The sequence below is a fragment of the Segatella sinensis genome, assembly GCF_040095255.1.
Classification (GTDB): Bacteria; Bacteroidota; Bacteroidia; order Bacteroidales; family Bacteroidaceae; genus Prevotella; species Prevotella sinensis.
The window spans coordinates 44,088-69,251 of record NZ_JBBNGE010000016.1 but is presented as its reverse complement, the minus strand read 5'-3'; the positions used below and the strand labels follow the sequence as shown (position 1 = coordinate 69,251).

The window sequence follows — 25,164 nt, the reverse complement described above, 5'->3', positions numbered from 1 at the left end:
TGGCCTTGGCGTCTGTGGGTACGAACTTATTCGTGAATTATTCATATTTATAAAATTAATTTTGAACAGTTACTTATTTAATTTAAGTTAATAATAAAGGAAGAGGGGTACGAGACCATCTTCCACTACAATAAGGATTAAGACTGTCTTATCGTTTCGTTTAAACGTAATGCAAAACTGGTACGAGACCATCTTCCACTACAATAAGGATTAAGACTTGTGTTTGTGTTTTGTTATTTTTGGTGAAACATCGTACGAGACCATCTTCCACTACAATAAGGATTAAGACTTAACTGTCACCCCCTCACCGTCGCCGGCAAAGTAAGTACGAGACCATCTTCCACTACAATAAGGATTAAGACTCGTTGGTAGTAGTCTCAACAAACTCACCAGTCTCTGTACGAGACCATCTTCCACTACAATAAGGATTAAGACATACCGCTGGCAGTGAGTACCTGCGATGGCTGAGCTGGTACGAGACCATCTTCCACTACAATAAGGATTAAGACGTAGCATAAGCATCACTAATGCCATTGTAATCAATAGGTACGAGACCATCTTCCACTACAATAAAGATTAAGACTAATTTTAAGATATTGTATATGTTAAGGAGGTAGCATTGTACGAGACCATCTTCCACTACAATAAGGATTAAGACCTAATGCTGATAGTACCATTAATGTTAGAAACTTGAAGTACGAGACCATCTTCCACTACAATAAGGATTAAGACCTTCACCACTAATCTCGTTGATGAAGGTGTCGCCAGTACGAGACCATCTTCCACTACAATAAGGATTAAGACTCATCGCTTATAGAGTCTATAGCTATAAAATAACGTACGAGACCATCTTCCACTACAATAAGGATTAAGACCCTAATGTTGAGCATCTTACGTTTGCCATGAGCAAAAGTACGAGACCATCTTCCACTACAATAAGGATTAAGACACCGTTCTCAGCATTTGTACGAATGCTAGCAGAAAGTACGAGACCATCTTCCACTACAATAAGGATTAAGACTTAAATCTCATTCTTAATTATCTTAAACAGACAATAAGTACGAGACCATCTTCCACTACAATAAGGATTAAGACCGTCCGACTGAAATTGTTGCCATAATTTTAATGTGTACGAGACCATCTTCCACTACAACAAGGATTAAGACGCGTACACTATAACAATCTCAACTTCTCCAGTGAGGTACGAGACCATCTTCCACTACATTAAGGATTAAGACCAGTCTTTTCTCATCCCATGCAGGTAATTTCAGAGCGTACGAGACCATCTTCTACTACAATAAGGATTAAGACAGGTGTCAAGTACACCACGTGCATAAACTGACGCAAGTACGAGACTATTGTCCACAACAATAAGGATTAAGACAGACCCGCATCCTTGCGAATCTTGTTCAACTCTGCCGTACGAGGTCATCTTCTATCACAACAAGGATTAAGGCGACTGATGTCACCATTCCACAAGCAAGCGGTCAGGTGTACGAGACCGTCTTCCACAACAACAAGGATTAAGACCCGTAATTCTGCAAGGTTTCGATATCCACATCGAAACGTACGAGACCATCTTCCACTACAATAAGGATTAAGACCCATCAGACAATTTAGCCCCGAAATATGTGTTACGTAGTGCGAGACCATCTTCCATCACAATAAGGATTAGTATCATTTGTTTATGAGTTATTCATCGGTTATTTTGGTTCATTGGTAGGGTTATCTGTTACATGAAAAAATCCCATATCAAGGTTGGTTGCCTTGGTATGGGATCGATTTTACTATTCTGATATTCTTATGTTCTGTTCAGTCCTATTTGGACCTCTCCTGTCTTATTTCCTTAAGCAGAAGCTTCTTTTTCTTACTTCTGGTAGGAATCATAGAGTTCCTTGGCCTTGTCTTCGCCAAGGAAACCTGTCAGCTTTCTCCAGATTCCACTCTTGTCAAATGGCTTGGCAAGTTCCTTCACTTCCTTCTTGGATGGTTCCTGTAGCAAGCGCATTGAGGTATTGAAGAGGTCGTTGCTGTCGGATTCATTGAGCTGTAATGCCTTGGATTTTTTCAGCCATATCTCTACTTTCTGGAAGCATACCTTGAAGTCTTTGATGCTATAGCTAACGCCATCACCTGCGAGTTTGTCAAGAGTGGTGCCAAGACCAGCTTCAAGTTCTCTTTCTATAGCATCCTGGGCAGCTTTTGCTGCTTGTTGCTTTTTCGCTTCTTCCTGTTCGGCAATCTGTTCCTCTATATCGGCAACGATTTGTCTTTCTTCCTGGATGTTGATTCCTTTTTTGAGGAGTTCGTCCATGATAGCGTTATAGAGTTCCTTTGCCTTTTGGAAATCCTTAGCTTCTACACAGCTCTTGGCGAGCGCATATTGCTCGGAGAGTGATCTGCGGGCTTCTTTTTCTGCTCTTTCACCTTTAGCCTTGAGTGCAAGGTCTCTGATCTTATCCTTGTCTTCATCAGATAGCCATGAGTGGATTGGTGTACCTTTTTCCTGGATCTTGTTGAAAGGATTCTTCTTCTCGAACTTGCTGTCTCCATACTCTTTCATCTCCATCATTCTGACTTCTTCGTCTGTATGTTCACTGAGGATATTGACGAGTTGGGTGATGCTTTCGGTTTGTGCCCACAATTGCTGGTAATTCTCATAAGTGAACACCGACATCATTTCCTCAAAGCGCTGCATATAGTAGTTCATGTCTTGGCTAAAGCCGCGAAGGGTGATGTCTTCCTTATCGATGTGGCATTTGCCGAAGCCAAAAGCCTTGGCCATACCCAGGTTGAAGAACACCTCTGGACTCATATTGAAAGTAAGGGCTGTCAAAATAGCTCCAATCTCAGCTTCTCTTGTGTTGTGTAAGGAGATTCTGAGAGTAAAGGTTTGTCCGGCAGGAAGGGCCTTGAATGTTGTTCCCACATTCTTGTTTTCACCTTGTGGAAGCTGGGTGGTGGTTCCCTCAGAATGGATTCTATATAGCTTTCTTCCTGCGATACCCTCGTTTTCATCATAGGTCTTGTATGGTGAATGCTGTTGCTTCAGATACAGAGGATAGTAGGAGGCCTTAGGAGTTCCCAGAATTCCCTTTGTCTCTATAAGCTCAGAGTCCTCTACTGTTCCCTCCATGAAGGCATGACTGATTTGTACTCTTCCCTTCAGGTTGTCGTCACCAGTGTAACCAAACAGGGTTTCTCCCAGATCGTGTCTGGTCTTGTCGGCCTTTTGTAGGATTTCTACCTGTTGGCGTACATTGTTTCTGAATGGGAGTTTGAACATTCTGGACATACCGAGGATCTCCTGACCATTTTGCATCTTGAGATAGAATACCGGTATTTCATAACCCTTTTCAAGAGCCATCAGGAAACAGCCTTTTCCTTCTTTTTCCTTGGCGAAATCTGGAGTTCCTTCATAGATACTCTTGAAGGCTCTGATGGTTTCCTCGCTTAAAGGGATGCTGTCACCTCTGTCAGAAGGGAACAACAGTTCATGTTTCTTGCCTTGCATGAGTCCTGTGCAGACGATTCGGTAGCTTATTCCATCTTTTTCTCTCTCAGGATAGGTTGGATAATGGTTGGAATCCGAGCCTACGGAAACATTGGTTTCCCAAATAGAGCCATTTGGGTTATATCCTGGGAAATTCAAACCAACTTCAATGCTATGGATCTTTTCCAGTTGTCCATCGCAAGGTGTGAAGAAATATCGCTCTCCTTCCTTTGAAAGCCAGCCTGGTATGGCATTATTTACCTTTTTCAGGTATTCTGCGCTTTTTGCCTTATTCATTCTGTTGGCCACATCACGGTAGCCAAACCATCTGTTCTGGAAGTCCTTGTCCTCCTGCATCTTGCCGAAGGACATGATTTCTACGATTTCGCGCAACATTCCCTTGATGGTGGTTCCGGGGATGAAGTAGTGACGTTTTCCGTCATTGCCCATGATATGAGTGGAGTGCTCCTTCAGTGAACCGTCGCGTGTGAAGAGAGGAGATACGTTCTTGAGTTTCACCTCGATTACTCCATCCTCTGAGTCTGCGAACGGTAAGTCTTGAGTTACCTGCTCACTCCAGGAAGGGTAGAACACCTTTTCATTGAGCGGTACGAAATTATAGGGTGCTGTAATTTTCATTTTCAGTTCCTCCTTTATTTTTCAAATCCAACGAATATGTTTGCCTTGAGCTGAAGGGTAGGCATGTTTTCACACAGCTCATCCTTCACCTCTTCCCACTGGCGCAGGAACTTTAGTGCCTTCACGCCTGGAAGACGGTGTGGCAGGTAGGTAACTGGAGTTGTGGTGGCAGAGCCATCCAGCTCTTCCTGCTTTACCTCATATGTGGCAATGAAGTATTTTCCATCCACATAGCGGATCTGGGTAGAAGTGTTTTCTTCCGGGTTCCACAGCAGTCCCTCTACGACGAAAGGGTTCTCGCCGTCTGTGAGGGTAAGAGAAAGAGGTTCTCCTTCTCCTATGATTCTTGGCTTGCTCTGGTCGCTTTGCCAGAGGTAGCCCTCATATTTTGCATTTTTTATCTGATGTTCCATGCTTACTCTTGTATGTTAAGTGTTCCGATGAATATACCATTTCCTCTGTTGGTGCCACCGCCCAGTGGCAGGAGGCCGTCGCAGATGTCCTGGAGGGCTTTCTCGAATGCCTTTCTGACAACTTCGTCTTGAAGGGCTTCCTTTTCAACCCAGATTTCTTCCACGATTTCCTGATTTTCCGCAGTGCTTACCTTTTCCTGGAATAGGGCACCGTCCATCACTCCACCGGTAAACTTATCCACCTTGATGTGAGGAAGAACCTTTGAATCCGTGTTTTCGATGAAGACATCTGAGAAGATGGCCTTTCCTCTGGATGGTTTGATGTCTCCTTCGTCCAGTGTGGTGCCGAAGATATCCAGGCATGCCTTGTTTCTGTCGCTTGCGATAGCTTCTGCGTTGTCCACGAAATGCTTCGTGAGGCGGTTCCAGTGGTAGGCTGTTCTGTGTGAAATGGCTCCTTTGACGGATGTTGCCGGTATCAGGCTCTTGGATTCCTTGATTTCTGGCTTGCCAGTTGACCAGTCCACATAGTTTTCCTTGACGGGTGTCATATCTGCCTCTTCGTCTCCGAATCCTGATGAGAACAGGAAGAAGTTCAATGGCTTGAGGGTGAGTGTATATTTGATCCAGTCAGTCCCCTGCAGTTCACATGGCTTCTTCTCCATAGCCTCATTCCAGTCCTCTTCCAGCGATGATGACTTTTTCAGGTAGGCATTGAGGTCCTTTTCCTGGGTCAGATCATAGCTTGCGTATTTCAAGCTCACGACCTTCATGCTTCCGAAGCCGTTTCTCGTTCCGCTGCCGACTCTGAAGGTAGGAGAGGAGATGACGTTCAGCAGTTTCTGCATATTCTCGTCATCTTTCGTTTCAGAGAGGAGTTCCATCTCGAAGATGAATCGGGTGCCTTTATACACAACCTGTTCGTCGAACTTGCCATGGTCTGCGCCTGTACCCTTTTCCGTGATTCTTACATGCTGGCGGATAGGCAGCACCTCAAAAGCCTTGATATACTCATCCTGCTCTATGTCTTTCAGACCGTCCATGGCCTTCTGGTTGCTGCCCAGGAGCAGTGCATCGGATATGAGGACCTTGGAGCCTTCTCCCTTATCTCCTTTCTGGTATCCGAAGATGGAGTCACTCTCCTTCAGGTCTTTCATGCTGTGACGGATGATGCCCATGAGTGATGTACCCGGGATATATGGCAGGTCATTCACGTCTCTAGTCACGGGTGCATCTGTAATGATGTCCTTCTCGCCGCTACCCACTGCTAGAGGTGATGTTGCCTCCAGGGTGATGCGTGCGATCATGCGATATTTATATTTTGTTATCTGCATTGCTCTGTTGTTTTTTTGCCATTTCAGAGGCAAGGTTCACTAATGCTCTTTGAGACAGGTCTCCATACTCCTGGTTGTTACCCATCTGCTCTATAAACTCTCTGAGGATTCTGTCTCTCTGCTTGGCTTTCCAGTCCTTGGCCTTGATTCCATGGGTAATATAGCCGATTGACTCTATGACTTCGGTTCTTGGATCTGTTGGAGACGGCTCTCGCTTTTGCAATTCCTTCTTGTCGAAGAGTTCAAGGAGAATCTCGTTCATGGTAGCACGCTGGAGGGCGATGCTGCGGATGGCACCCCATTGAGCGGAGAACTTGCCTTGTGAGAACAATGGCTTGTACATCTTGACAAAGTGGTTCACCTGCTCATAGATATAGACAGAAGAACTGCTCTTGTGCTTTTTTCTTGCCAGGAATGCTAGCAGCGGTGTTCCCTCCAATGCTCTTGTCTCTGTAGCTTGCGCTTTTGTCTTCTGGGAGAGGCAGAGGTTTGTCTGTCCGTTTTCTCCTGCCTTTTGCAGCAGGTTCCATCCATAGATGACCTTACCGAATCCCTCATTCTTATAGTTGCCTACATAGGAAGGAAGCTGTGAGCCGGTTGGTGGTTCATGGAGCTTGACCACGAAGACGCTGCCTTTCTCGATACCCACACGGTCCGCATCTCTGGTTTGGCGCTTGCCATTCCAAGGAGCATATTGGAAGGTTCTGATCTGTGACTTCTCCCAGTCGATTTCTCCATTGAGTCCCAGCATCTGGGCTGTTGGCTGGAAGGTTGGTGTTCCCGTTTCATCCAGGAAGATGAGTCTGCCGTCGGCATAGACTGTGATATAGCTGTTTCCATTGATGGAGAACTGGGATGCTGCAGATGGAATTTCCTGGAAGGAAGCTTTCGTGATTTCAATGAGTCCATACTGTGCTGTCTTGGATCTGCCCACATGTTTTCTTCCTATCAGCTTTTCCTCGATGACAGGGGCAAGGGCTTCATCGTCTATCTCTACAGAGAAATAGAACTCGCTTCCCTTCTCCAGTCCTTCATATCCGAACATCTGGCTGTCCTTGCTCTTGCGAAGGGTTCTGTCATAGGCGCTTTTGATGGCAAAGCTCTTCAGGCACTCTACAGCGTTAGCCTTGTTACCCTCAAACTCATAGTAGCCTTCGCGGCATTGCTTGAGCTGCTGTGGCTGCCCCTTGGTACCGTTCTTGTCATCTGAACGGCTATAGAAATGATGGATATAGCTTTCCTCACCCAAGGACTTGAGCTTTGGGTAGAAGAGGGATGCCGGAATATGGAGGCTTCTTGTCTTGGCGTCCTTGGATGCCGGGTGTGCGTCCCCGAATCTTACATGTCCGCTATGGAAGATTTCAGTCTGCTCCTTGATAGGGAAGCTCATATAGTCCTTGGCTACGATGCCCAGGAAGCTGTTGCCCGGAATGAAGGTCAGGGATTCCTGGTTTCCTTCTGTGGCTGCTCGTTGGTTCAGAATGACATCTGAGAGCAGTTTACATTTGAATTGAAGAGTTGTCATGCCTTACCTCCTTTCTCTATGCTGAATTTACATCTGCCCAGGCCTCTGTTTCTGCCTGTTCCCATATGCTTGATGAAGCCAAGTGCTGATTCCAGTACGCTTTCCATGTCATCATCCACATAGAGGATTGTGCCATAGAGCGTGCATGGAATGGTGGTTTCGATGGTGCGAAGGCTATGTTCCTGGGTGATTCCGTTTTTCTCATCGATGGCTGTTGCCACCTTATTTATATACAGCAGGTCTTCCACATGGTTGGAAAGGATGCTTTTAGCCTCGTCCTCTTTGAGGGTAGCATTGGTGAAGAACAGGGTGCCCGATGGAAGGGCTTCTTCAGCGGTAGCTGCCTTGCCGAAGGCTTTCTCCAGGTCCATGTCCAGACCTCTGAGGGCAGCATAATCCTCTACGGCTTCTCTTATGAGGCCTTTGATGGTCTTGCCTGGAATGAATGGCAGACCATTGATGTCCTTGATGACGAGTGAATCGGCATCTGCACCGGCAGAGAGGCCAGACCCACAGTGCCATGGTGAAAAGAACTCTATTTTTATGGTTAAGTCTTTCATTGCTTTATCCTTCCTTTGTTCTTTGGTTGAGAATTGTGTTTAAGTCCAGCAGATCCGCAGCAGGATAGAAAACATCTTCTGAAAGCGTTCTCTTCTGTGGGGTTGTGGCCTTTTGGAAAGTTTGCTTGGTAGAAGCAGAGAGCATGGCATAGCTGCGAGCGGCTGCCTGCTTGGCCATTTCCGTATTCTGGTGCATGGCGGTCATCCATTTTCTGATGCTGGTCTTGGCGGCATTGCCCTCCTTGCCGTTGAGAATGCTGCATGTATCCTCCAGCTCTTCTATCGTCCAGTATTCTTCCGTCTGGTGCAGGAAATAAGGTCCGAAGTTGAAGGAAAGTCCCTTTTGTGGGGTCTTTTCCTTCAGGATCATATTAGGATAGCTTTCAATGAAGCTTCCCTGTACCTTATAGAACATCACACTTGATGGTGCTACTGGGGCATCTTTTTGGATAAGAGGATCCTTTGAAACGATCTTGGCCTGGGTACATAGCGTCTCTGCCAGGTCATATCCATAGTGGAACGGATAGGAAGACTTGATGAAGGCTATGCCTGCACATGCAGTGAGTCCGTTATCTGCACCTAGCTTCTGCCTGGTGGCATTCTCAAACTCTTCAAGATAGACCTTTACATAGTCGAGGGCTAGGCTTGCCTTGCATATCATGGTCATGTCATCTCCACCCAGTACTACAGGACGGAATGGGAAGATGCTTGACTCTTGTGTATAATCTTCTGCGGTATATACTTTTTTGAAGGCGGCTCGGGCTGCCTGGCAGGTAGCCTGGTTCAGCTTTTCTGAGAAGTCTTTCAGCTTTTCCATGGAGCTGCTGAATTTGGACAGAATCTGTCCCAGACCATTACCGTCAGCATGAATGATGGCTACCCAGTCATTCTTGCCTGTGAGATCCTCGATGTTCAAGGCGATGTTCTTAGGAGAGAGATTCTTGATATGGAAACTCTTTTCTGCCAAGCTGATGGTTGCCTTGCCTCCGACGGAGAGGTTGCGTTTCTTTAGTGTTCCTTCATCCAGATATTCCTGACTTTCCTGTGTGATGGCAGGAAGTCCTGTGGTTCTTGAACGTTCTACGCCCATGAAACCTACGGTCATGCTTCTGGCTGGTTTGTTGCGTTGGATCTTCAGCTTTTTCTCCAGCAGGTCCATGCAGGAAGCGAAGTGAGTCTTGAGTTCTTCCTCCGTTACCTTTACCACAGCCTGGCTGATGGTGATGCCAGGAGCTGCCAGCATCACGGTCTTAGGAAACTCCAGGACGGTTTTCTCGCATTCCTGGAGATCATCATAGACACATTTGATGTTGCCGGCTGCATTGATGATACGGGTAGCTCCTTGCAGGTAGTTGGATTCAAAGAGGGTGGTGCATATCTTTTCTACCAGCTCGCTGCCGCCGACGATGTCTTTGAGTGAGTTGGTTGAGAAGATAAAACCCTGGATACCCTGTATGGAGGCTCCATATATGTATTTGTTTTTCTCCATGTTATTTTGTTTTTACGGTTGTGGGTGTAAAAGTATAAAAAAAAGATGGTAAAAACTATTTTTTCCTCAAGAAAATGTTATTTATCGGATATTTTTTTGTATTTTCGCCAAAAAAATAAGAAATGGAAGCAACTAACATAGCCATCTTGAGATTTAAGGAAACCTTGAGCTCTACTGAACTCAGGTGTTTTCGTGGTGCCATCGTGGAATTGGCAGGCAGGGAAAATCCCTGTTTTCACAATCATGAGGCAAATGGATTGAGATATGGATATCCCCTGGTACAGTACAAGGTAATTGATAATCATGTTTGTCTGATTGGAATAGCAGAAGCAGCCATGGCAGTGATGGCTCTGGTGGGAAAGTTTCCTATAAGTCTCATGATTGGAAAGAAGGAGATGGAGTTTCATGTACAGGATTGTACGCTTACTCCTTATTTTCCCAAAATAGAAGATGCCCCTAAGCTTTATCATCTGAGCAGTTATATCGGTCTTACTGATGAAAACTTCAAGAAATATCATTCCATGCTGGCTCTTACGGACAAGGTGAATTTTCTGGAGAAGGTCATCACAGGAAACATCCTTTCCTTTCTGAAGGGCATCGGCTATCATGCCGATGAGCAGATTGAATGTGCCATCACGGAGATGAAGGAGACAAGGGAACAGAGCTACAAGCATGTGAAGTTTGATACTTTTGATCTGATGTTTGTCAGCAACATGGAACTGCCAGATGGCATTGCTCTGGGAAAAAGCGGAAGTGTGGGCTTTGGTACGCTTTCCAGAAAGGAACTTCCGGAGAAATTTAAAAACTTTAATCAATAATATTATGTCAAAGGTACTTATATCATTCATCGGTACAGGGCCTCTGGTGAACAAGGGGGCACAGGGAGAGGAGAAGTCTGCCCGAGAATATCGTAGGGCTTCCTATCATCTGGGTGAAGAGAACCTGGGTGAATACTCTTTCATGGCAGCTGCATTGTATGAAACTCAGAATATAGACAAGGTCATTTTGATCGGTACTGCCCATTGCATGTGGGAAGAGGTATATCGCTATTTTCAGGAGAAGAACGGCGGTGTGATCGATGAGGATGTGTATTGTGAGATAGCAGAGCATTGTGAAGCTGCCACCAGCAAGAGTGATCTGTTTATTCCGCATGTCAAGGAGATAGAGGCAGCTATTGGAAAGGATGCACATCTGGCATTGATAAGATATGGTGTGAATGAGGAGGAAATCAATGAGAACATCAACATCATCCTGCAGTTGAACAAGTTGCTCTCCACGGGTGATGAACTCATAGTGGATGTCACCCATTCTTTCCGTTCATTGCCTATTACCATCATGAACCTGCTTCTTTATCTGAAGAATGTCAGCAGCAAGAATATCAAGATTTCTCATATATATTATAGCATGATTGAGATGAACAAGGAGTATGGTTATGCTCCGATTGTGGATCTGAAGAAAATCCTCAAGCTCAATGACTGGATTGTGGGAGCCATGGCCTTTAAGCAGTATGGCAATGCCTATCAGATTGCAGGTCTGCTTCAGCAGGAGGACACGGATGTGACCAATCGTTTGAAGCATTTCTCGGATGTGATGAATCTCAACCATCTATATGCTATCTCTCAGGAGACCCAGTCTTTGAGGGCTTTGATGAAAAAGGATTTTGATTCTATGCTTCCTGAAATGATCGTGAAGCCGGTGGTGAAGGATTTTCTGAATAACTTCAAGGGTACAGAGCAGAATCCTGCGCTTTTCCAGTATCAGCTGGCCCAGTGGCAGTTCAAGCACATGAACTATGCGGCAGCCTTGATTTCCTTGCAGGAGAGCATCCTTTCCTATGCATGTCAGACTGCAAATCACAATCCTTTCGATAAGGATGAACGACAGAGTATCAAGGATGTGATTTGCAGTGACAAGGAATTCATACCATTTGAGCTGAGAGGTGTTTATTTCGAGATTACCAAAAACCGGAATGTCGTGGCTCATGCCCTGGAGAGTAATTTCTCTTCTGGCAAGATTATTGAAAGTTTAAGAACATCGCTTATTACGGCGGGAAAATATATTAAGTAATAAAGGGGATTATGGGAAAGAATATTATGACATATCAGAAGCGCTTGAATCTCATAGATGAATGTCTGCGCAATTATGAACGTCCAATGACTGTAAAGGAAATTTGTGACGAATGTAATCACAAACTAGGTGTGCAGTATACAGATCGTACGTATCGTAACGACTTGGAAAAAATCGAATTCGAGCTAGGCGGTAAAATAAACAGGGATCAGAAAAGAGATGGCTGCCAATGTTTGGTATATCAAAATGTTGGTTTCTCTATTAAGGGTGATACTGTTGCCAATCAAGTTGTTATATGCAATTTAGATAAAATCAAGAAAGCTTTGGGTGATTTCCTGGGATTGGGCTTGGAGTCTTCCTTGACCACCCTGACTGATGAAATCAACAAGTTCATGGGGTATGACGATAATAATCGTCCTGTCATTTCTTTTGAAAAAGTATTACTGGAGTCTCATGGAAGGGTGAAACCTCATGATTTGCTGGAGCTTTTACTCAAGGCTATCATACAGCATCAGACCATGGACATTAGATATGAGGTTCCTGGAAGAGGTAAGCGTGAGTGGACCGTATTTCCTCAGTTCCTCAAGCAGTATAACCAGCGATGGTATCTCATTGCCACCAAGCACAGAGACGAGGTGGAGGGCAAAATCTACAACCTGGCTCTGGACCGAATTCTCAAGATGGAGGCCAACCAGCATATTCATTATAAGGAATGTGACGTTGATTTTTCTGTTTACTTTGAAAATGTGGTGGGTGTAACCAAGCCGGATGGTGCGGAACCGATTTTAGTGAAGTTACGTATAGAACGCGGTGAGTATCCATATATAGAGAGCAAGCCTATCCATGCATCTCAGAAAGTAATTTCTGAATACGGAGAAGACAAGGATTATGTTTATGTATCTTTATATGTGTATGACAACTTTGAGCTGAGAAGCAAAATCTTGTCATATGGAAGTAAGATTACAGTCATGGAGCCTATGAGTTTAAGAGATAAGATAGTTCATGATTTGAAAAAGGCTTTGGAGAATTATCAGGATTAAGCTATATGGGAAGAAGAGTATTTTTATCTGTATTGGGAGTAGCTTTCTATGAGACCTGCCGATACAGAAAGGAAGAATTCACGGGAAGTGAGACTCTTTTTGTACAGAAGAGTTTACTCGAATATCTGCAGCAGCAGGAGAACTGGGGAGGAGAAAACGACCTGGTTCTTATGCTCCTGACAGATTTGGCACGGAAGAACAACTGGGACAAGAATCTGGAGACCCGTTTCTGTGCCAAGCTCCAGAAAGAGGTTGCGTATCAGGGATTGGAGAAGATATTGCTGGATATGAATCTCTCCTATCAGGATATAGCGATTCCGGATGGCAAAGACAGTGAGCAGATGTGGGAGATATTTGAGGTTATCTTTGATGAGCTTCAGGAGGGTGACGAACTGTATCTTGACATCACCAATAGTTTCCGTTATCTTCCCATGCTGCTGGTGGTGCTTGTCAACTATGCCAAGTTGCTCAAGAATGTCAAGGTGAAGGCTATCTTTTATGGCAATTACGAGGCTCGTGACAAGGAGAGCAATATTGCGCCTATCATGGATCTTTTGCCACTTTCTGTTCTGCAGGACTGGACGTTGGCGGCTTCTGATTATTTGCGATATGGTCAGGTAGAGAAGCTCTTTGAGTTGTCAGAGTCTTCACTTATCCCTATCTTGAAGAATACCGAAACACGTACGAAGGATGCGGAAAAGTTACGTTCCTTTGTCAAGACGTTGAAGGAGATGGTAGAGGAACGCACGACCTGTCGCGGGTATGCTGTCATCAATAGCGAGAAAGTAAGTGATTTGAAGTGCACAGCTAGTGAAATACAGAAAGTGACGATTGTTCAGCTTAGGCCTATCTTTGAGAAGATTAAGCTGTCATTGAATGATTTTGATGCCAGGGAGAATGTTCTGAACTGTATCAAGGCAGCCAAATGGTGTTGTGCCAATAAACTATATCAGCAGGCCACTACCATGTTGGAAGAGGGTTTGGGTACTTTCTTGTGCTGTCATTATCAACTTGATTATCGAAAAAAGGCTAATCGTGGTGCTATATTTGGTTGCATATCGATTAAGACACAGAATAAGGATACTGAAGAAAAAAAGCCGAACAAGGAACTTGTTGAGAAGATTTTGGCAGATGATAGCGTTTGGGGAAACAAGGCCTTTGTGACCATCTTACAGAAGATTGTTGAATTGCGCAATGACTACAACCATGCAGGATTCAAGAAAAATCCTTTTTCTGCCAAAAAGGTAATAGAAAAGATAGAGGAGTTGTTGGATGGTATTGAGGAGGTTTTGTCTGAGATATAGTATTTGGAAGCACCATTTTAGATGGCTTTAGGGGCTGTTTACAATGGTGCTTTAGTTTTTTGGGGATTGGTTTGAATGTATTTGTGAAGAGCTGTTAATATTAAGGGATTATTTGCTCAAATATTTAAGAATAATTGGCTTGCATATCTCGAAAAAAAGTCGTACCTTTGCACTCGCTAAGAAATGGTTAAATTTCAGTTAAGGAAAGTGAATATTTCTTTAGTAAAGTTCTTTAACTTATTGATAATCAGTAATGTCTTATAAGGTCGAGTACTAGACCATCGTCCACTACAACAAGGATTAAGACTAGTAGTCTCCATTTTATAACTATTTTAGGAGGTTAATGTACTAGACCATCGTCCACTACAACAAGGATTAAGACCCTCAATCTGTGAGGCGCTCATTGCTGAATGGTTAAGTACTAGACCATCGTCCACTACAACAAGGATTAAGACAATAATAAGTTACTATAGTAGTACTATTATGAGTAGGTACTAGACCTTCGTCCACTACAACAAGGATTAAGACGTACGAATGCTAGCAGAAAGAATTGTTGTCTCCAGTACTAGACCATCGTCCACTACAACAAGGATTAAGACTGTACCCTTAGGGATAACAAGTTTTATATTAGCATCGTACTAGACCATCGTCCACTACAACAAGGATTAAGACCCTTAGTTAAAAGAGCATCAGCTGAACTGCCTCTGAATGTACTAGACCATCGTCCACTACAACAAGGATTAAGACTTCCTCACCCATTCCCAACTTATCCCCCACCAACTCGTACTAGACCATCGTCCACTACAACAAGGATTAAGACATATGGAATCTTATTTTTAATCACATAGTCAGATAGGTACTAGACCATCGTCCACTACAACAAGGATTAAGACTGTCTGGGAATGCCACCAACAAGTTGTCGATGGACTGTACTAGACCATCGTCCACTACAACAAGGATTAAGACTAATCTCTTTATGGGAAGAGATTCGGAGACTCGGTACTAGACCATCGTCCACTACAACAAGGATTAAGACGTACGTACGTTCTGAACTCTGAGATTAACACTAATTGTACTAGACCATCGTCCACTACAACAAGGATTAAGACTACTTGCCAGTAACTTTGAGAGTATAACCTCTGTCAGCGTACGAGATCATCTTCCACTACAACAAGGATTAAGACTTATGACTACAAGTCCACTCATAATTTGGATAATATTGTACGAGACCATCTTCCACTACAACAAGGATTAAGACTCTTCCTTGATAGGCTTAGTCTCGCCAATGATAGCAAGTACGAAACTATCTTCCACTACAACAAGGATTAAGATACTAAGATTACTAAACTCTTTACGATTGAAAAAAGTACGAGACCATCTTCCACTACAACAAGGATTAAGACAATGGTAGTTTTCGCCGGTTTTCTCATTTAAAACTCCAGTACGAGACCATCTTCCACTACAACAAGGATTAAGACACAGCACAACTTGTACACTTAACTCCATTAGGCAACGTATGAGACCATTGTCCACTACAATAAGGATTAAGACCTCCAGTGTTGGGAAGATAAGGATATCACCTTCATTAGTACGAGACCATCGTCCACTACAATAAGGATTGAAACTGTACATAAACCTTTAGAGTTCAGTTAGTTATTCCCATTTCATTTGTTAAATCCTTTCCTAAAATCTTTCCTGTACTTATGTTGGGAAGCGTTATTTAGAATTTCAATCTTGTTTTTGGCTTTAAATAGCATCGCATTGTCTTGAAAGTGTAAAAAGTCAAAAATATGAGCTAAAAGTTTGGTGGTTACTCTCGTTTTTTATACCTTTGTGGTGGCTTTGATATTGGAATGAAAAAGGAATAGCATTTCTCTTTTAAGATGAATAGTTATAATTGATGGCCTACTATATTAATTAAGGTGTAAGGTCTGGATTTTCGGTACATAGTTCTTTGCTTGGAGGGTTCTTGTTAAATAGGGATCCTTTTGAAAAAATAACTTTTAAATTGATGTATAATGGGTCAAGAAGAAGTAGATGCTGCAAACAGACTAATATTGGATTTTATCTCTAAATATAGAGTCATCATAGCAGGATGCAGAGACTTTACAGACTACGAACTGCTGAAAGAGAAGTGTGACTACTATCTCCAAAATCAGCAGCCGGAAGATATTGTCATTGTTTCTGGGCATGCTTCTGGAGCAGATGCCCTGGGTGAGAAATATGCTCAGGAACGAGGTTTTCAATTGGAGACATATCCGGCTGACTGGAAAGTCCACGGAAGGGCAGCTGGACCAATCAGAAATGCTAAGATGGCTAGCGTGGCTCACGCTCTCATAGCCTTCTGGGATGGCAAAAGCCGGGGTACAAAGAACATGATAGATACGGCCAGAAAGCATAATTTGCAAGTGGCTGTAGTCAGATATTAACTATTTAAAATCATAGAAATGGAACAGAATGAAAATGAAATGAATGGAAAAGAGTTGTTCGAGTTGTCTCTTTCTTTTCACGAAGGTAAGGAAGAAGGACAGTTTGGTGTTAACATAAAGGCTAAGAAGGACGGCGAGGAGACGGATCTCAAGCTATTCGATAGTGACTTCATCGGTATGTGTTACAATGGTATGAAATTGGTGTTCAGCCAGATTACATACCTTTATGTTCAGAGTCTTCATGAGACTGGAAAAATGTCTGATGAAGAATACAATGAGCTGATGGCTCGTGCTGGGCAGAAATCGCAAGATGAAGCTGAAAGTGGAGAGTAAGAATACATATAGATGAATGGGATGATGCTGGTTGCGTAGTGCCCAGCATAGCTCCATTTAATATATATAATAAGGTATGTATAGAATCCTACATGCATCAGCTGATTATCTGTTATGTTCTTTCGAGTTTGAAAACATGAAAACAGGAGAACATGTTTTTGCAGACTACTTTGATGATCCTTTATATGACTTGCTCTCTCAGTTTAAGCTGCAGTTTGATCATGAGCTGGAGGGAAAGGTTATAGATGTCATTCCTTCCGATCTGTTTATCAGGTCAGCGGAGTGGGCTAAGGAGCGCTGCAAGCATTGGATTGATGGTGCATGGCTTTATCCGTGGCTAAAGGAAAAGGGAGCTGTGACAAAATCAAAGAATAAACGGTCTTGAAATTGAAATGTAAATAGAGCACTGCCTTTTACATTGAAGGTGCTGTTCATGATAATGGGTGTCGTCTTAGCCTTTTTGAAGGTGTTGGATTATGCCTTATAGTATTAACTAAAGCCCTCGACAATGCGGTTAAGCCAATTAACAATGAGAATCATTAACTTTAGTGACAACACTACATACGTTTCTGATGGAGAATCTTACCGTCTTGATGGCAGGAACCACAATATTCAGCGTATCGACAAGAAATGGATGGTTGATGGCAGGGCAACTACCTTTTCTGAAATGATAAAGATGGGAGTGGCTGTCAAGAAAACACCGGAAGAGACGCAGAATGATTTGGATGAAGCTCTTCATGAGGTTAGGGATTGCAATCCTGTTGTCGTAAATGCTACTGGCATTATTCCTTTCCTAAAGTCTGTTTTTCGGATGCTTTTTCATCACTGAATTAAGTTCAAGGTGTCATTTGGAGGGCATTGATTGGAATATCAAACAACTAACAATAAAAATATGAGAAAAATTCTATTACTTTTTATGGCTATTGGGTATGTGTGTATTTGCAAGGCACAATTATCTGCAGCAGATTGCAAGTATGTCTTGGAAATCTTCTGTAGAAATTATTATGGTTCTTGTTTCGAGGGTAAAACCTATGTACCCAATACTTTAATCATCACAAGTGTTGGTGTTGACCAGAATAGTGGCGGAACTTTTGTCAGTGGTTTTCATTCCTATCAGGGACAGTATGTTCCTTTTAGGGGGAGAAAGACACATACCAATGTGCAGTTCAATGCAACGATAGTGCGTCAACCCAAGCGAGACTATGTCGTTTTCAATAAATGGTATGAGCCCGACTTGTTGAATCGAAAGGGTGGATGGGAGACCGGGCAAAAGCTTATACAATATAAGTAATGGATTTTTGTCTATATGATATATCAGTTTACGGCAGTATAACTATTTGTAAAGTTGCGAGGGAGGTGGTTACTATTTGTAATCACCTCTCGACTATAGCTTAAAGTAAAAGAAGATGAAACAGACATATTTGGACTTCACTTCTCTTGGCTATACGCCACGAGATCTGCTACAGTTGAATCGTGAACGGTTCCTGGCGGCATATCAGCAGACTTTCAGTCCGTTGTTTCAGATAGCCCAGAATATGGGATATGAGGTATGGAACGTGTAGGCGGTCATTGATATTGGGCTTATGGACTGGATACTGCAACCAGATTGAAGGTTCATGGCTTTACTTCTGAGTAAAAAGCCTCTTGGTAAGAAGATTGTTACAGTCTTTGCCTTTATCTGTAAACAACGACAAGAATACGGTTATCGCAGTGGATCTATTTTCATCTGCCAAGTAAATATAGTGCTTATGGATACATATGAATTGAAGGATATTGACGTTGGTTTTGACTTTACCAGTGATACGGCCCATTATTGGGATGATTTTTGGAAGGAAGATGATCTGGGGTGGTCCAAGATGGATCCGGACTCAAAAAGTCCAACCCTTAGGCGGTATCATCAGCTTCTCTGGAGTCGCAGGCTTCCTTGTGGGCAGAGCATGCAGCTGACGGATGGAAGGAGCAGGTATTATCTCAGGTGGGATGAGCTTTACATGGGAAGTGATTCCATCCTGGTCAGTTTTCGCCATGCTGATAAAAAGGAAGTGTTGGATGCTGTCCGTAATATGGTTCCTGACTATCATTCTTTCGTGGAGAAGTATGTTAGGGACTTCTACACGATAGGTGGCATGATGCTGTTTCCGCAGCACAGGTATAGTTTCAACTGTGCCCGCGGTTGCAACAAGCGTATCTGTGACCGATGGGACTACACCTTGGAATGCATCAGAAGATATTATCAGGGAGGTACCAGTCCTCTGTCAAGAGCCATGGAAAGGGATAAGGAATTCTTTGATCTCTTTGTTGACTTCAAGGGATTTGTGGACTTTTTCTTCTTGCAGGATTGTGTGGATGAGCATTATGAGAAGGTCAACTTGTGGTTGGGTGAGAGTTTCTTTGAGAAGAATCCTTATCCTCATTCTGCCAGTGAATATCTTGCCTGGATAGAAGCAGAATATGATTTCTTGAGAAAGCGGAATCGGAGAATAGAAGAATTCTGTAGGGCATCCTTGGAGGAGAGTGGAATCTAAACCTTGGCTTGGTTTCCACTCTCCGGGCTCTTGCAGCATGACTATCTCAATAGCATGAACGCCAAGAATTTCACCATAAATCAACCAGTGGACGAATGCATCGGTCTCAGATGGTATTGCTTATACTATCCAGGAATACTTCCAGATAACCGGCATAATATAGCGGAATATTATATAAAGTGAAAGACTTACCTTTCAGAGTCGTAACGGTATCCGATGTCATCGGGCCATTCCAGAGACGCAGTGCCACCTTCTCTTTCGATTCATCCATGAAGAGATGCAAGGAACGCAGTTTGGCATTGCTGCCGGTCTTTACTTCTATCGGAATCAGGTGCGATCTGTATCTTATCAGGAAGTCGATTTCTGCCTGAGAGTTCTTGGCTTCACGTACCCAAAACATTCTTTTCTCGCCAAACATAAACGTTGAACCCAACAATTCCTGACCTACAATATGCTCTGCTATATCACCATTCCAAAGTTCATCGGTGTCTTTGCTGAAAAGCAAATCTTCCTGCATGCCTGCGACATAATTCACCAAGCCCGTATCTATCCATAACAACTTAGGACTCTTCTTCAAGTCGGGCAAAATCGGAAATGATGCTGTAGTTTGAGGATATACCAATTCCAATAAAAGCGTTTTCTCCAATATCCGGAAAGCATTGCCTGCATCTGCCGCCTTAAAAGAAGAACTTGTGAATTTGGAAAACTGGATGCGGTGGGCTGCAAATGTCCAGCCATAGTTCAAAATGAATCGGATGGCATCTTGCTCCTTGGGTTTACTGGCGTATTTTTCCACATCGTCCCGATAGCCTGAAAGTAGCGCATTAAATACCCCATTCAGTCTGACAATATCCTTATACTTGGCATAATTGGCAACGGCTTCGGGTAAGCCACCCACAATCATATACTTCTTGAACCACTCCATGGCCGAAGAATGCAAAGAAGCTGGCAAGGACATGTTTTCTATACTGTCTGCCATCTGTTTCTGACCCATGGCACGAAGAAACTCTACGAAAGTACATGGATGCAAAGCCATATATTCTACACGGCCAACAGGGAAAGAGATATGTCGCCCCATCAGGCTTTCCAGCAAAGATCCCGCTGCTATCACATAGATTTCAGAATGCTTCTCATAGAAGTAGCGCAAGGTTTGCACTGCCTTCGGCTCATTTTGTATCTCGTCGATAAAAATCAAGGTGCGCTTTCCGAAATCCATCGGTTCATTAGCTTTGAGATAAATTCCAGCTAATACATCTTCGAAAGAATAGTCTGCAGCAAACAGCTCAGCATATTCCTTCTCCTCCAGGTTCATATAAATATAGGTATCAAACTCCTTGGCAAACAACTTTACCAATGTTGTCTTACCCACCTGTCGAGCCCCTCGCAAAACCAGCGGCTTACGATCTTCCTTTTTCGCCCATTGGCGAAGATATTTGATGGCGATTCTTTCAAACATAAGTTTATCTTTAATAATATGGTTATGTATTATCCAAATGATCATATTGAAAGATAGCTTTCAGAAATCAAATGCATTAAAAACATGCCGCAAAGATACAACTTATTTTCAAGAATCCAAACAAAACAAGCAAAAAATAAGCATTTCCAAACCAAAAAAATCAGTTATTCTGATGCATTTCCAAACCAAAAACCAGTTATACTGATGCATTTCCAAACCAAAATTTCTCAGATTACGATGTATTTCCAAAGCAAAAATACAAAAAATGATGCATTTTCAAAGTACAATTTGTCTTATACAGTACAAAGCTTGCACTCTTGTAATGAAACCTAATCACAATTGTAGTATGCCACTGGATTTTGTCCAATGGTTATGAGCTGGCTTGCATCCTTGTTGAGATAGGGAGAGTCATCTATTTCCTTTCCTATGCATTCGTATCTGTTGGGATATCTAGGGTCTGTTGACAAATGCCATTTTTCGGGAACGATTACTTCTTTCACGATTCCATCGACATGGCCTACCACGAGTGAAATCTTGGAAAGTCTTTGTTTGGAGATTCGCCAATATTTTCTGGTGGCTTCATATGTTGATGGGCGATAGTATTCACTATGTCTGTCCGTACAGTGGAAGGATCTTTTGATGTTTACAAAGAGAATTCTGTCTGATGCAGATATTTTTATGGGTTCTTTCATCTATTTTTGCTTTTTAAAGATGTTTCTATTATGATAGCTGTAGCACTATATTTTAATGTTTCATTCATTTCCTGGTCACTGATAGTTGCTCAGGATTTTGCCATGTCTGAGAGTCATGGCTTCAAACGGCATGGCAAAAGTACGAATAAATTCTGAGAAACTCACTCCTTTTGGAGGATTTTTTAGGGCATGGAGCTTTTATACATTCTTTTGGCTTCTACTATGGGGTGAGGTCATACATTCTTTGTGTTATTGAACCCAGTTCTGTTTACATCGACCTTGTTTTTTTGTAGGCGCTGACATAGAGAGTTTTGTCTATTTTCCTTTGGGTTTACAGAATATATCATGTTTATGGCTGGTGCTTTGGGTTATGTCTATATCAGCAAGAGATAGGTTGGCGGTATTTGGGTGAAGGTATATTGCCTTTTTAAGCCATCTCTTGCTGATGTCATGCATATCAAGGAGGTCTCTTCATTTTTGGTGAAGGGTGAACTACCCTCGATGGTGGACCTTCTTCCCACCTTCATGGGTAGTTCACGCTTGACCATTCATTTCGGGACGCACATATGATGTTCTCCTTCAAATGCATGACATGTCTTGATGCCCCAAGGTAGAGTATGCCTTGGCATGCTACCTTGCCACCTGACAGAATGGGGTCTAATCCGTCAGGAGGCTGAAGGGAGATAGGAAAGTTTTCCCCCAGTGTCCTTTGGACATAGTGGGAAAACACATTGTTTTATTGCCTTGATAGTGGCTGCATCTATGGTTTCATTTTGTTTTTGGGGGAGAATAATCCTCACTTTTTTATCTTTTCTAGCCGGTAGCCATCACCTTGGGCTTTTTACTTTGCAAAGGTATGTGAAGTCCTCTCAGACACCAAACACCACCTTGTTATCGGCTAAGAATCTTTTTGTAGCAGGCTTCCACAATCAGAGATTGGGTATTCTAAAAAAGATTCTTGACCGATTGTTTGGCTTACTGACCTTGGGACTTCCATTCTTTTAGCACGTAAAAAGGCTAAAGTGATGACGGTTATGCCGGAATGATTATAAAAAAAAGCTCGGATTCTTCTGAAAACAAAAGCTTGAAAAGGCAGTGAATCAGGAAATCCAGAATAATTTTTTGAGTGTTGAACTTTTAAATGTGACAAGATGAAAGTATTTCTTTTTTATCGGACAGACAATTGGAACACCCGTGAGAGCAAGGACTTGATTTACATCGGGACTAGCAAGGAGGCAAGTATCAAGAAGTTGATGAAGTTGGACAGCGAACCCATTACGGAGGAGCAAGCCGAGGACATCAGACGGATGAACCAAAGTCAGTGTAACAATGTGGGGTATGAATGGGAAGTGGAGGTTTGGACTCCGAACCATTTGAGCAGATAACTTTTTTAAACGGAATTTTTATGGCAAGAGTGATAGATGAGGGCATGAAAGCCCAGTTGAGCAAGAAGCAGGGCTTCTTCTTGAAGTATTTTCCGGCAAGAATCCGCAATGTGGGTGAGGATGCCAAGGAAGCAAGAAAGCTTATCTATGCTTTCAAGGACGCTAGGGATGATGCCTATAAGCAGGTGGCGCAGATGGTGGATTCCTACTTGAAGAAAGAGTATGGCGAGGAGGTGAAGGACATGGTTTTCCTTTGCGTGCCTGCTAGTCGTCAGGAAGTGAACAGAAGCCGCTACAAGGAGTTCTGCAAGGAGGTGAGCCGATTGAGCGGTATTCAGAATGGTTATTCCCATCTTATCTTGATGGAGGACCGCTTGGCGATTCATGAACGTAGAAGAGGAGGAGAGAAGGAGATTTCCAAGGTGAGCATCATGGACTTTGACAGGGCTTTCTTCAAGGGTAAGAAGGTACTCGTCTTTGATGACATCATCACCACCGGCGGCTCTTATGCCCTCTTTGCCGAGGAAGTGGAGAAGCATGGGGCTCAAGTGGTGGGAGGTCTGTTTTTGGCAAGAACACATTATAAATATAATAAGGTATGAAACTGATTTTGAGCAAGACACAGAGCGTTGCCTTTACGGGGCATCGCTCTATTGCTCCGGAGAAGGTTCCGGAGCTTAGACGGCAGGTGAGGGGAAAGATTAAGCTGCTTTACATGCTGGGGTTCAGAAACTTTGTCTCGGGCATGGCTATGGGCTTTGACATGTTGGCAGCCGAGGAGGTCATCAAGCTCAAGGGAGAGCTTTCGGATTTGAAATTGATTGCCGTTATTCCTTATCGGGGACAGAGTGAGAGGTGGGCTTATCAGCAGCGAGAGCGGTATCAGCGCATCCTTTCCAAGGCAGATGAGGAGATTCTTCTGAGTGAGGGATATTTTAATGGTTGTCTGTTGAAGCGCAATGATTACATGTTGGATCATGTAAGCGGTATCATTGCCTATTTTGATGGCAAGCCTATGGGAGGTACTTTTTATACCTGCAGAAATGCTAGGGCTAAGGGTATAGATCTTATCAATCTTTATAGGTTGGTTTAGGAGGTTTCTCGCCAAAAGGCGAGGAACTTTTTGCGTTTGGGGGTATGTGAAAGGTTTGAGGTGCGCAAGCTGGCAAGTTGATACTCTAAACTCCTTGTCAAATAAGCCCCCCGAATTTAACATTTGAAATCTTGGGCATTAACATTTGAAAGGCGCTATTATTTTATCTAGACCTTTAGCATAAACTGTTTATAAACAGATAGATGGATTGCTATGATGTCTGGTTTTTGTTTTTGTCATCCTGCATAATTCGGTTTTTCCGATATGTTAAATACCAACATAGATTTGGAAAACACCCCGTTTTGATGTTTTCTTTCTTAATTTTGCACCCAGAATCAAAATTGCATATTAAAATTGAAAAGGAATAAAATGAAGGTAAAAAAGTTAATAGTATTCGGGATGACCATGATGTTTGTATTGGCTTCTTGCAATCAACATCCATCCTTCTCTTCCTCCCAGGAAGCGTTGGATGGATGCAAGAAGCAGCTGCAGCTTTTGAAGCAGAAGCAGGATGCTTCCATCGAGGAGCTTTCCTCTCTCACCTCCACCTGGCTGGAGGTGCAGGATTCTGCCTACAGCGCTTTCGGCCGCGACTCTTCTCTCAACCTCAAGAGCCCGATGGCGGTGGCGTATTTCATGGTGTCGGATTCCATTCGGACGGAGATTGCCCGTCTGGCCTTTTCCAAGCCTCGCCAACTGCGCGAGGTGATGTATTTCAAGCAGCATACAGCCATGCAGAAGGAGAAGATGGAGAAGTCTGATATCTATCGGGATGCGGTGAAGTATTACGAGAAGCTGGATGATTATCCGATCTACTCCTCTCTTCAGGAGACGATGTCCGCCTATAGTAGTTTACTCTCTTCTGCCAAGCCATTCAGACAGGGGGATGAACTGATCAAGTTCATCGCCTTGGAGGACAAGTGTTTCAGGAGTCTGATGAAGTATCTCTCACAGGTGAAGCCGGAGGATCTCCAGCAGCTCACCCTTGCTACCACCCGGGTTTTTGACGGGCTCTACTCTTCGGTGGGAACCCAGGCAGATGAGGTGAACGACAGGACGATGCTTTATCTGAGCATGAGATTCAACCGACGCATTGTGCAGAATGCCTTGGCATGCAAGGACGATATCCTATCTAGGAAACGCCTGTCCACAGCGCAGAAAGCCAACTATCGGTGGATGCTCATTCAGCCGTTCATGGCCATCGACGACTACTCTGCAGCCGTGCTCACCAAGGAGCAGAGGGAGCAGCTTCTCTCCCTCTCAGATGACCTGCCTGGACTGCTTGAAAGATTAGATGCCAAGAAACATGTACGAGACAAGGAAAACAATTTGACAGAGGTACTGTCGGATTATTTCCTCAAATCATATCTATCATCCATACTTTAAT

25 protein-coding genes and 1 CRISPR repeat array are annotated in these 25,164 nt (G+C 43.3%); of the genes, 15 read left to right on the top strand and 10 right to left on the bottom strand.

The window, feature by feature from the left end; genetic code table 11:
* Window positions 1-282 precede the first annotated feature (282 nt).
* From AAAT87_RS15540 to AAAT87_RS06520, 8 genes are all read right to left on the bottom strand, one after another.
* Window positions 283-516, bottom strand: coding sequence for a hypothetical protein (locus AAAT87_RS15540; RefSeq protein ID WP_431997020.1), 234 nt, complete (start codon window positions 514-516; stop codon window positions 283-285).
* A 166-nt stretch (window positions 517-682) separates the two neighbouring features.
* Complete coding sequence (locus AAAT87_RS15535; RefSeq protein ID WP_431997018.1) at window positions 683-808, bottom strand: hypothetical protein; 126 nt, start codon at window positions 806-808, stop codon at window positions 683-685.
* 1,059 nt (window positions 809-1,867) lie between these two features.
* Window positions 1,868-4,132 (bottom strand): TIGR03986 family type III CRISPR-associated RAMP protein, encoded by a 2,265-nt coding sequence (locus AAAT87_RS06545; RefSeq protein WP_349225994.1) that lies wholly within the window; start codon window positions 4,130-4,132, stop codon window positions 1,868-1,870.
* Window positions 4,133-4,146: 14 nt separating this feature from the next.
* Window positions 4,147-4,545 (bottom strand): TIGR04423 family type III CRISPR-associated protein, encoded by a 399-nt coding sequence (locus AAAT87_RS06540; protein ID WP_349225993.1) that lies wholly within the window; start codon window positions 4,543-4,545, stop codon window positions 4,147-4,149.
* Window positions 4,546-4,547: 2 nt separating this feature from the next.
* Window positions 4,548-5,879, bottom strand: coding sequence for an RAMP superfamily CRISPR-associated protein (locus AAAT87_RS06535; protein WP_349225992.1), 1,332 nt, complete (start codon window positions 5,877-5,879; stop codon window positions 4,548-4,550).
* Window positions 5,860-7,404 carry a hypothetical protein gene (locus AAAT87_RS06530; RefSeq protein ID WP_349225991.1) on the bottom strand — a complete coding sequence of 515 codons (1,545 nt, stop codon included), beginning with the start codon at window positions 7,402-7,404 and terminating at the stop codon, window positions 5,860-5,862. The genes AAAT87_RS06535 and AAAT87_RS06530 overlap by 20 nt, the downstream gene beginning before the upstream one ends.
* Window positions 7,401-7,964, bottom strand: coding sequence for an RAMP superfamily CRISPR-associated protein (locus AAAT87_RS06525; protein WP_349225990.1), 564 nt, complete (start codon window positions 7,962-7,964; stop codon window positions 7,401-7,403). Before AAAT87_RS06525 ends, AAAT87_RS06530 begins: the two co-directional genes overlap by 4 nt.
* A gap of 4 nt (window positions 7,965-7,968) precedes the next feature.
* On the bottom strand, window positions 7,969-9,453 hold the full coding sequence (locus AAAT87_RS06520) for a Cas10/Cmr2 second palm domain-containing protein (RefSeq protein WP_349225989.1): 1,485 nt from the start codon (window positions 9,451-9,453) through the stop codon (window positions 7,969-7,971).
* Between the two features lie 122 nt (window positions 9,454-9,575).
* Between AAAT87_RS06520 and AAAT87_RS06515 the strand changes: the two genes are divergently transcribed.
* The 11 genes from AAAT87_RS06515 to AAAT87_RS06465 all read left to right on the top strand — a co-directional run bounded on the left by AAAT87_RS06515 (window position 9,576) and on the right by AAAT87_RS06465 (window position 19,151).
* Window positions 9,576-10,271 carry a CRISPR-associated endonuclease Cas6 gene (locus AAAT87_RS06515; RefSeq protein WP_349225988.1) on the top strand — a complete coding sequence of 232 codons (696 nt, stop codon included), beginning with the start codon at window positions 9,576-9,578 and terminating at the stop codon, window positions 10,269-10,271.
* 4 nt (window positions 10,272-10,275) lie between these two features.
* The gene (csx2, locus tag AAAT87_RS06510; RefSeq protein ID WP_349225987.1) at window positions 10,276-11,520 is read left to right on the top strand and encodes a TIGR02221 family CRISPR-associated protein; all 1,245 of its coding nucleotides are present in this window, start codon (window positions 10,276-10,278) and stop codon (window positions 11,518-11,520) included.
* A gap of 11 nt (window positions 11,521-11,531) precedes the next feature.
* Window positions 11,532-12,560: a helix-turn-helix transcriptional regulator gene (locus AAAT87_RS06505; protein ID WP_349225986.1), complete on the top strand. Its 1,029-nt coding sequence runs from the start codon at window positions 11,532-11,534 to the stop codon at window positions 12,558-12,560.
* 5 nt (window positions 12,561-12,565) lie between these two features.
* The gene (gene csx2, locus AAAT87_RS06500) at window positions 12,566-13,864 is read left to right on the top strand and encodes a TIGR02221 family CRISPR-associated protein (RefSeq protein ID WP_349225985.1); all 1,299 of its coding nucleotides are present in this window, start codon (window positions 12,566-12,568) and stop codon (window positions 13,862-13,864) included.
* 270 nt (window positions 13,865-14,134) lie between these two features.
* Window positions 14,135-15,489: a CRISPR direct-repeat array (repeat unit 37 nt; unit sequence GTACTAGACCATCGTCCACTACAACAAGGATTAAGAC).
* 393 nt (window positions 15,490-15,882) lie between these two features.
* Window positions 15,883-16,293 (top strand): DUF2493 domain-containing protein, encoded by a 411-nt coding sequence (locus AAAT87_RS06495; protein WP_349225984.1) that lies wholly within the window; start codon window positions 15,883-15,885, stop codon window positions 16,291-16,293.
* 18 nt (window positions 16,294-16,311) lie between these two features.
* Window positions 16,312-16,626 (top strand): hypothetical protein, encoded by a 315-nt coding sequence (locus tag AAAT87_RS06490; RefSeq protein ID WP_089543715.1) that lies wholly within the window; start codon window positions 16,312-16,314, stop codon window positions 16,624-16,626.
* Window positions 16,627-16,762: 136 nt separating this feature from the next.
* A complete protein-coding gene (locus AAAT87_RS06485; RefSeq protein ID WP_349225983.1) occupies window positions 16,763-17,011 on the top strand; it encodes a hypothetical protein in 249 nt (82 codons plus the stop codon).
* A gap of 144 nt (window positions 17,012-17,155) precedes the next feature.
* Entirely contained in the window at window positions 17,156-17,455 is a 300-nt protein-coding gene (locus AAAT87_RS06480; RefSeq protein WP_349225982.1) for a hypothetical protein, read from the top strand.
* Between the two features lie 63 nt (window positions 17,456-17,518).
* The gene (locus tag AAAT87_RS06475; RefSeq protein ID WP_349225981.1) at window positions 17,519-17,917 is read left to right on the top strand and encodes a hypothetical protein; all 399 of its coding nucleotides are present in this window, start codon (window positions 17,519-17,521) and stop codon (window positions 17,915-17,917) included.
* A 115-nt stretch (window positions 17,918-18,032) separates the two neighbouring features.
* A complete protein-coding gene (locus AAAT87_RS06470) occupies window positions 18,033-18,188 on the top strand; it encodes a hypothetical protein (protein WP_176425528.1) in 156 nt (51 codons plus the stop codon).
* A 186-nt stretch (window positions 18,189-18,374) separates the two neighbouring features.
* Window positions 18,375-19,151 (top strand): DUF6994 family protein, encoded by a 777-nt coding sequence (locus AAAT87_RS06465; RefSeq protein ID WP_349225980.1) that lies wholly within the window; start codon window positions 18,375-18,377, stop codon window positions 19,149-19,151.
* Window positions 19,152-19,257: 106 nt separating this feature from the next.
* Here the strand turns inward: AAAT87_RS06465 and AAAT87_RS06460 are convergent, their stop codons facing one another.
* Both AAAT87_RS06460 and AAAT87_RS06455 read right to left on the bottom strand, forming a co-directional pair.
* Window positions 19,258-20,607, bottom strand: coding sequence for an ATP-binding protein (locus tag AAAT87_RS06460; protein WP_349225979.1), 1,350 nt, complete (start codon window positions 20,605-20,607; stop codon window positions 19,258-19,260).
* A 329-nt stretch (window positions 20,608-20,936) separates the two neighbouring features.
* The gene (locus AAAT87_RS06455; RefSeq protein ID WP_349225978.1) at window positions 20,937-21,299 is read right to left on the bottom strand and encodes a hypothetical protein; all 363 of its coding nucleotides are present in this window, start codon (window positions 21,297-21,299) and stop codon (window positions 20,937-20,939) included.
* Window positions 21,300-22,450: 1,151 nt separating this feature from the next.
* Between AAAT87_RS06455 and AAAT87_RS06450 the strand changes: the two genes are divergently transcribed.
* From AAAT87_RS06450 to AAAT87_RS06435, 4 genes are all read left to right on the top strand, one after another.
* Window positions 22,451-22,684: a hypothetical protein gene (locus tag AAAT87_RS06450; RefSeq protein WP_218421063.1), complete on the top strand. Its 234-nt coding sequence runs from the start codon at window positions 22,451-22,453 to the stop codon at window positions 22,682-22,684.
* Between the two features lie 20 nt (window positions 22,685-22,704).
* On the top strand, window positions 22,705-23,286 hold the full coding sequence (locus AAAT87_RS06445) for a phosphoribosyltransferase family protein (RefSeq protein WP_349225977.1): 582 nt from the start codon (window positions 22,705-22,707) through the stop codon (window positions 23,284-23,286).
* On the top strand, window positions 23,283-23,777 hold the full coding sequence (locus AAAT87_RS06440; RefSeq protein ID WP_349225976.1) for an SLOG family protein: 495 nt from the start codon (window positions 23,283-23,285) through the stop codon (window positions 23,775-23,777). The genes AAAT87_RS06445 and AAAT87_RS06440 overlap by 4 nt, the downstream gene beginning before the upstream one ends.
* Window positions 23,778-24,146: 369 nt before the next feature.
* A complete protein-coding gene (locus AAAT87_RS06435) occupies window positions 24,147-25,163 on the top strand; it encodes a hypothetical protein (RefSeq protein ID WP_349225975.1) in 1,017 nt (338 codons plus the stop codon).
* Window position 25,164 lies beyond the last annotated feature (1 nt).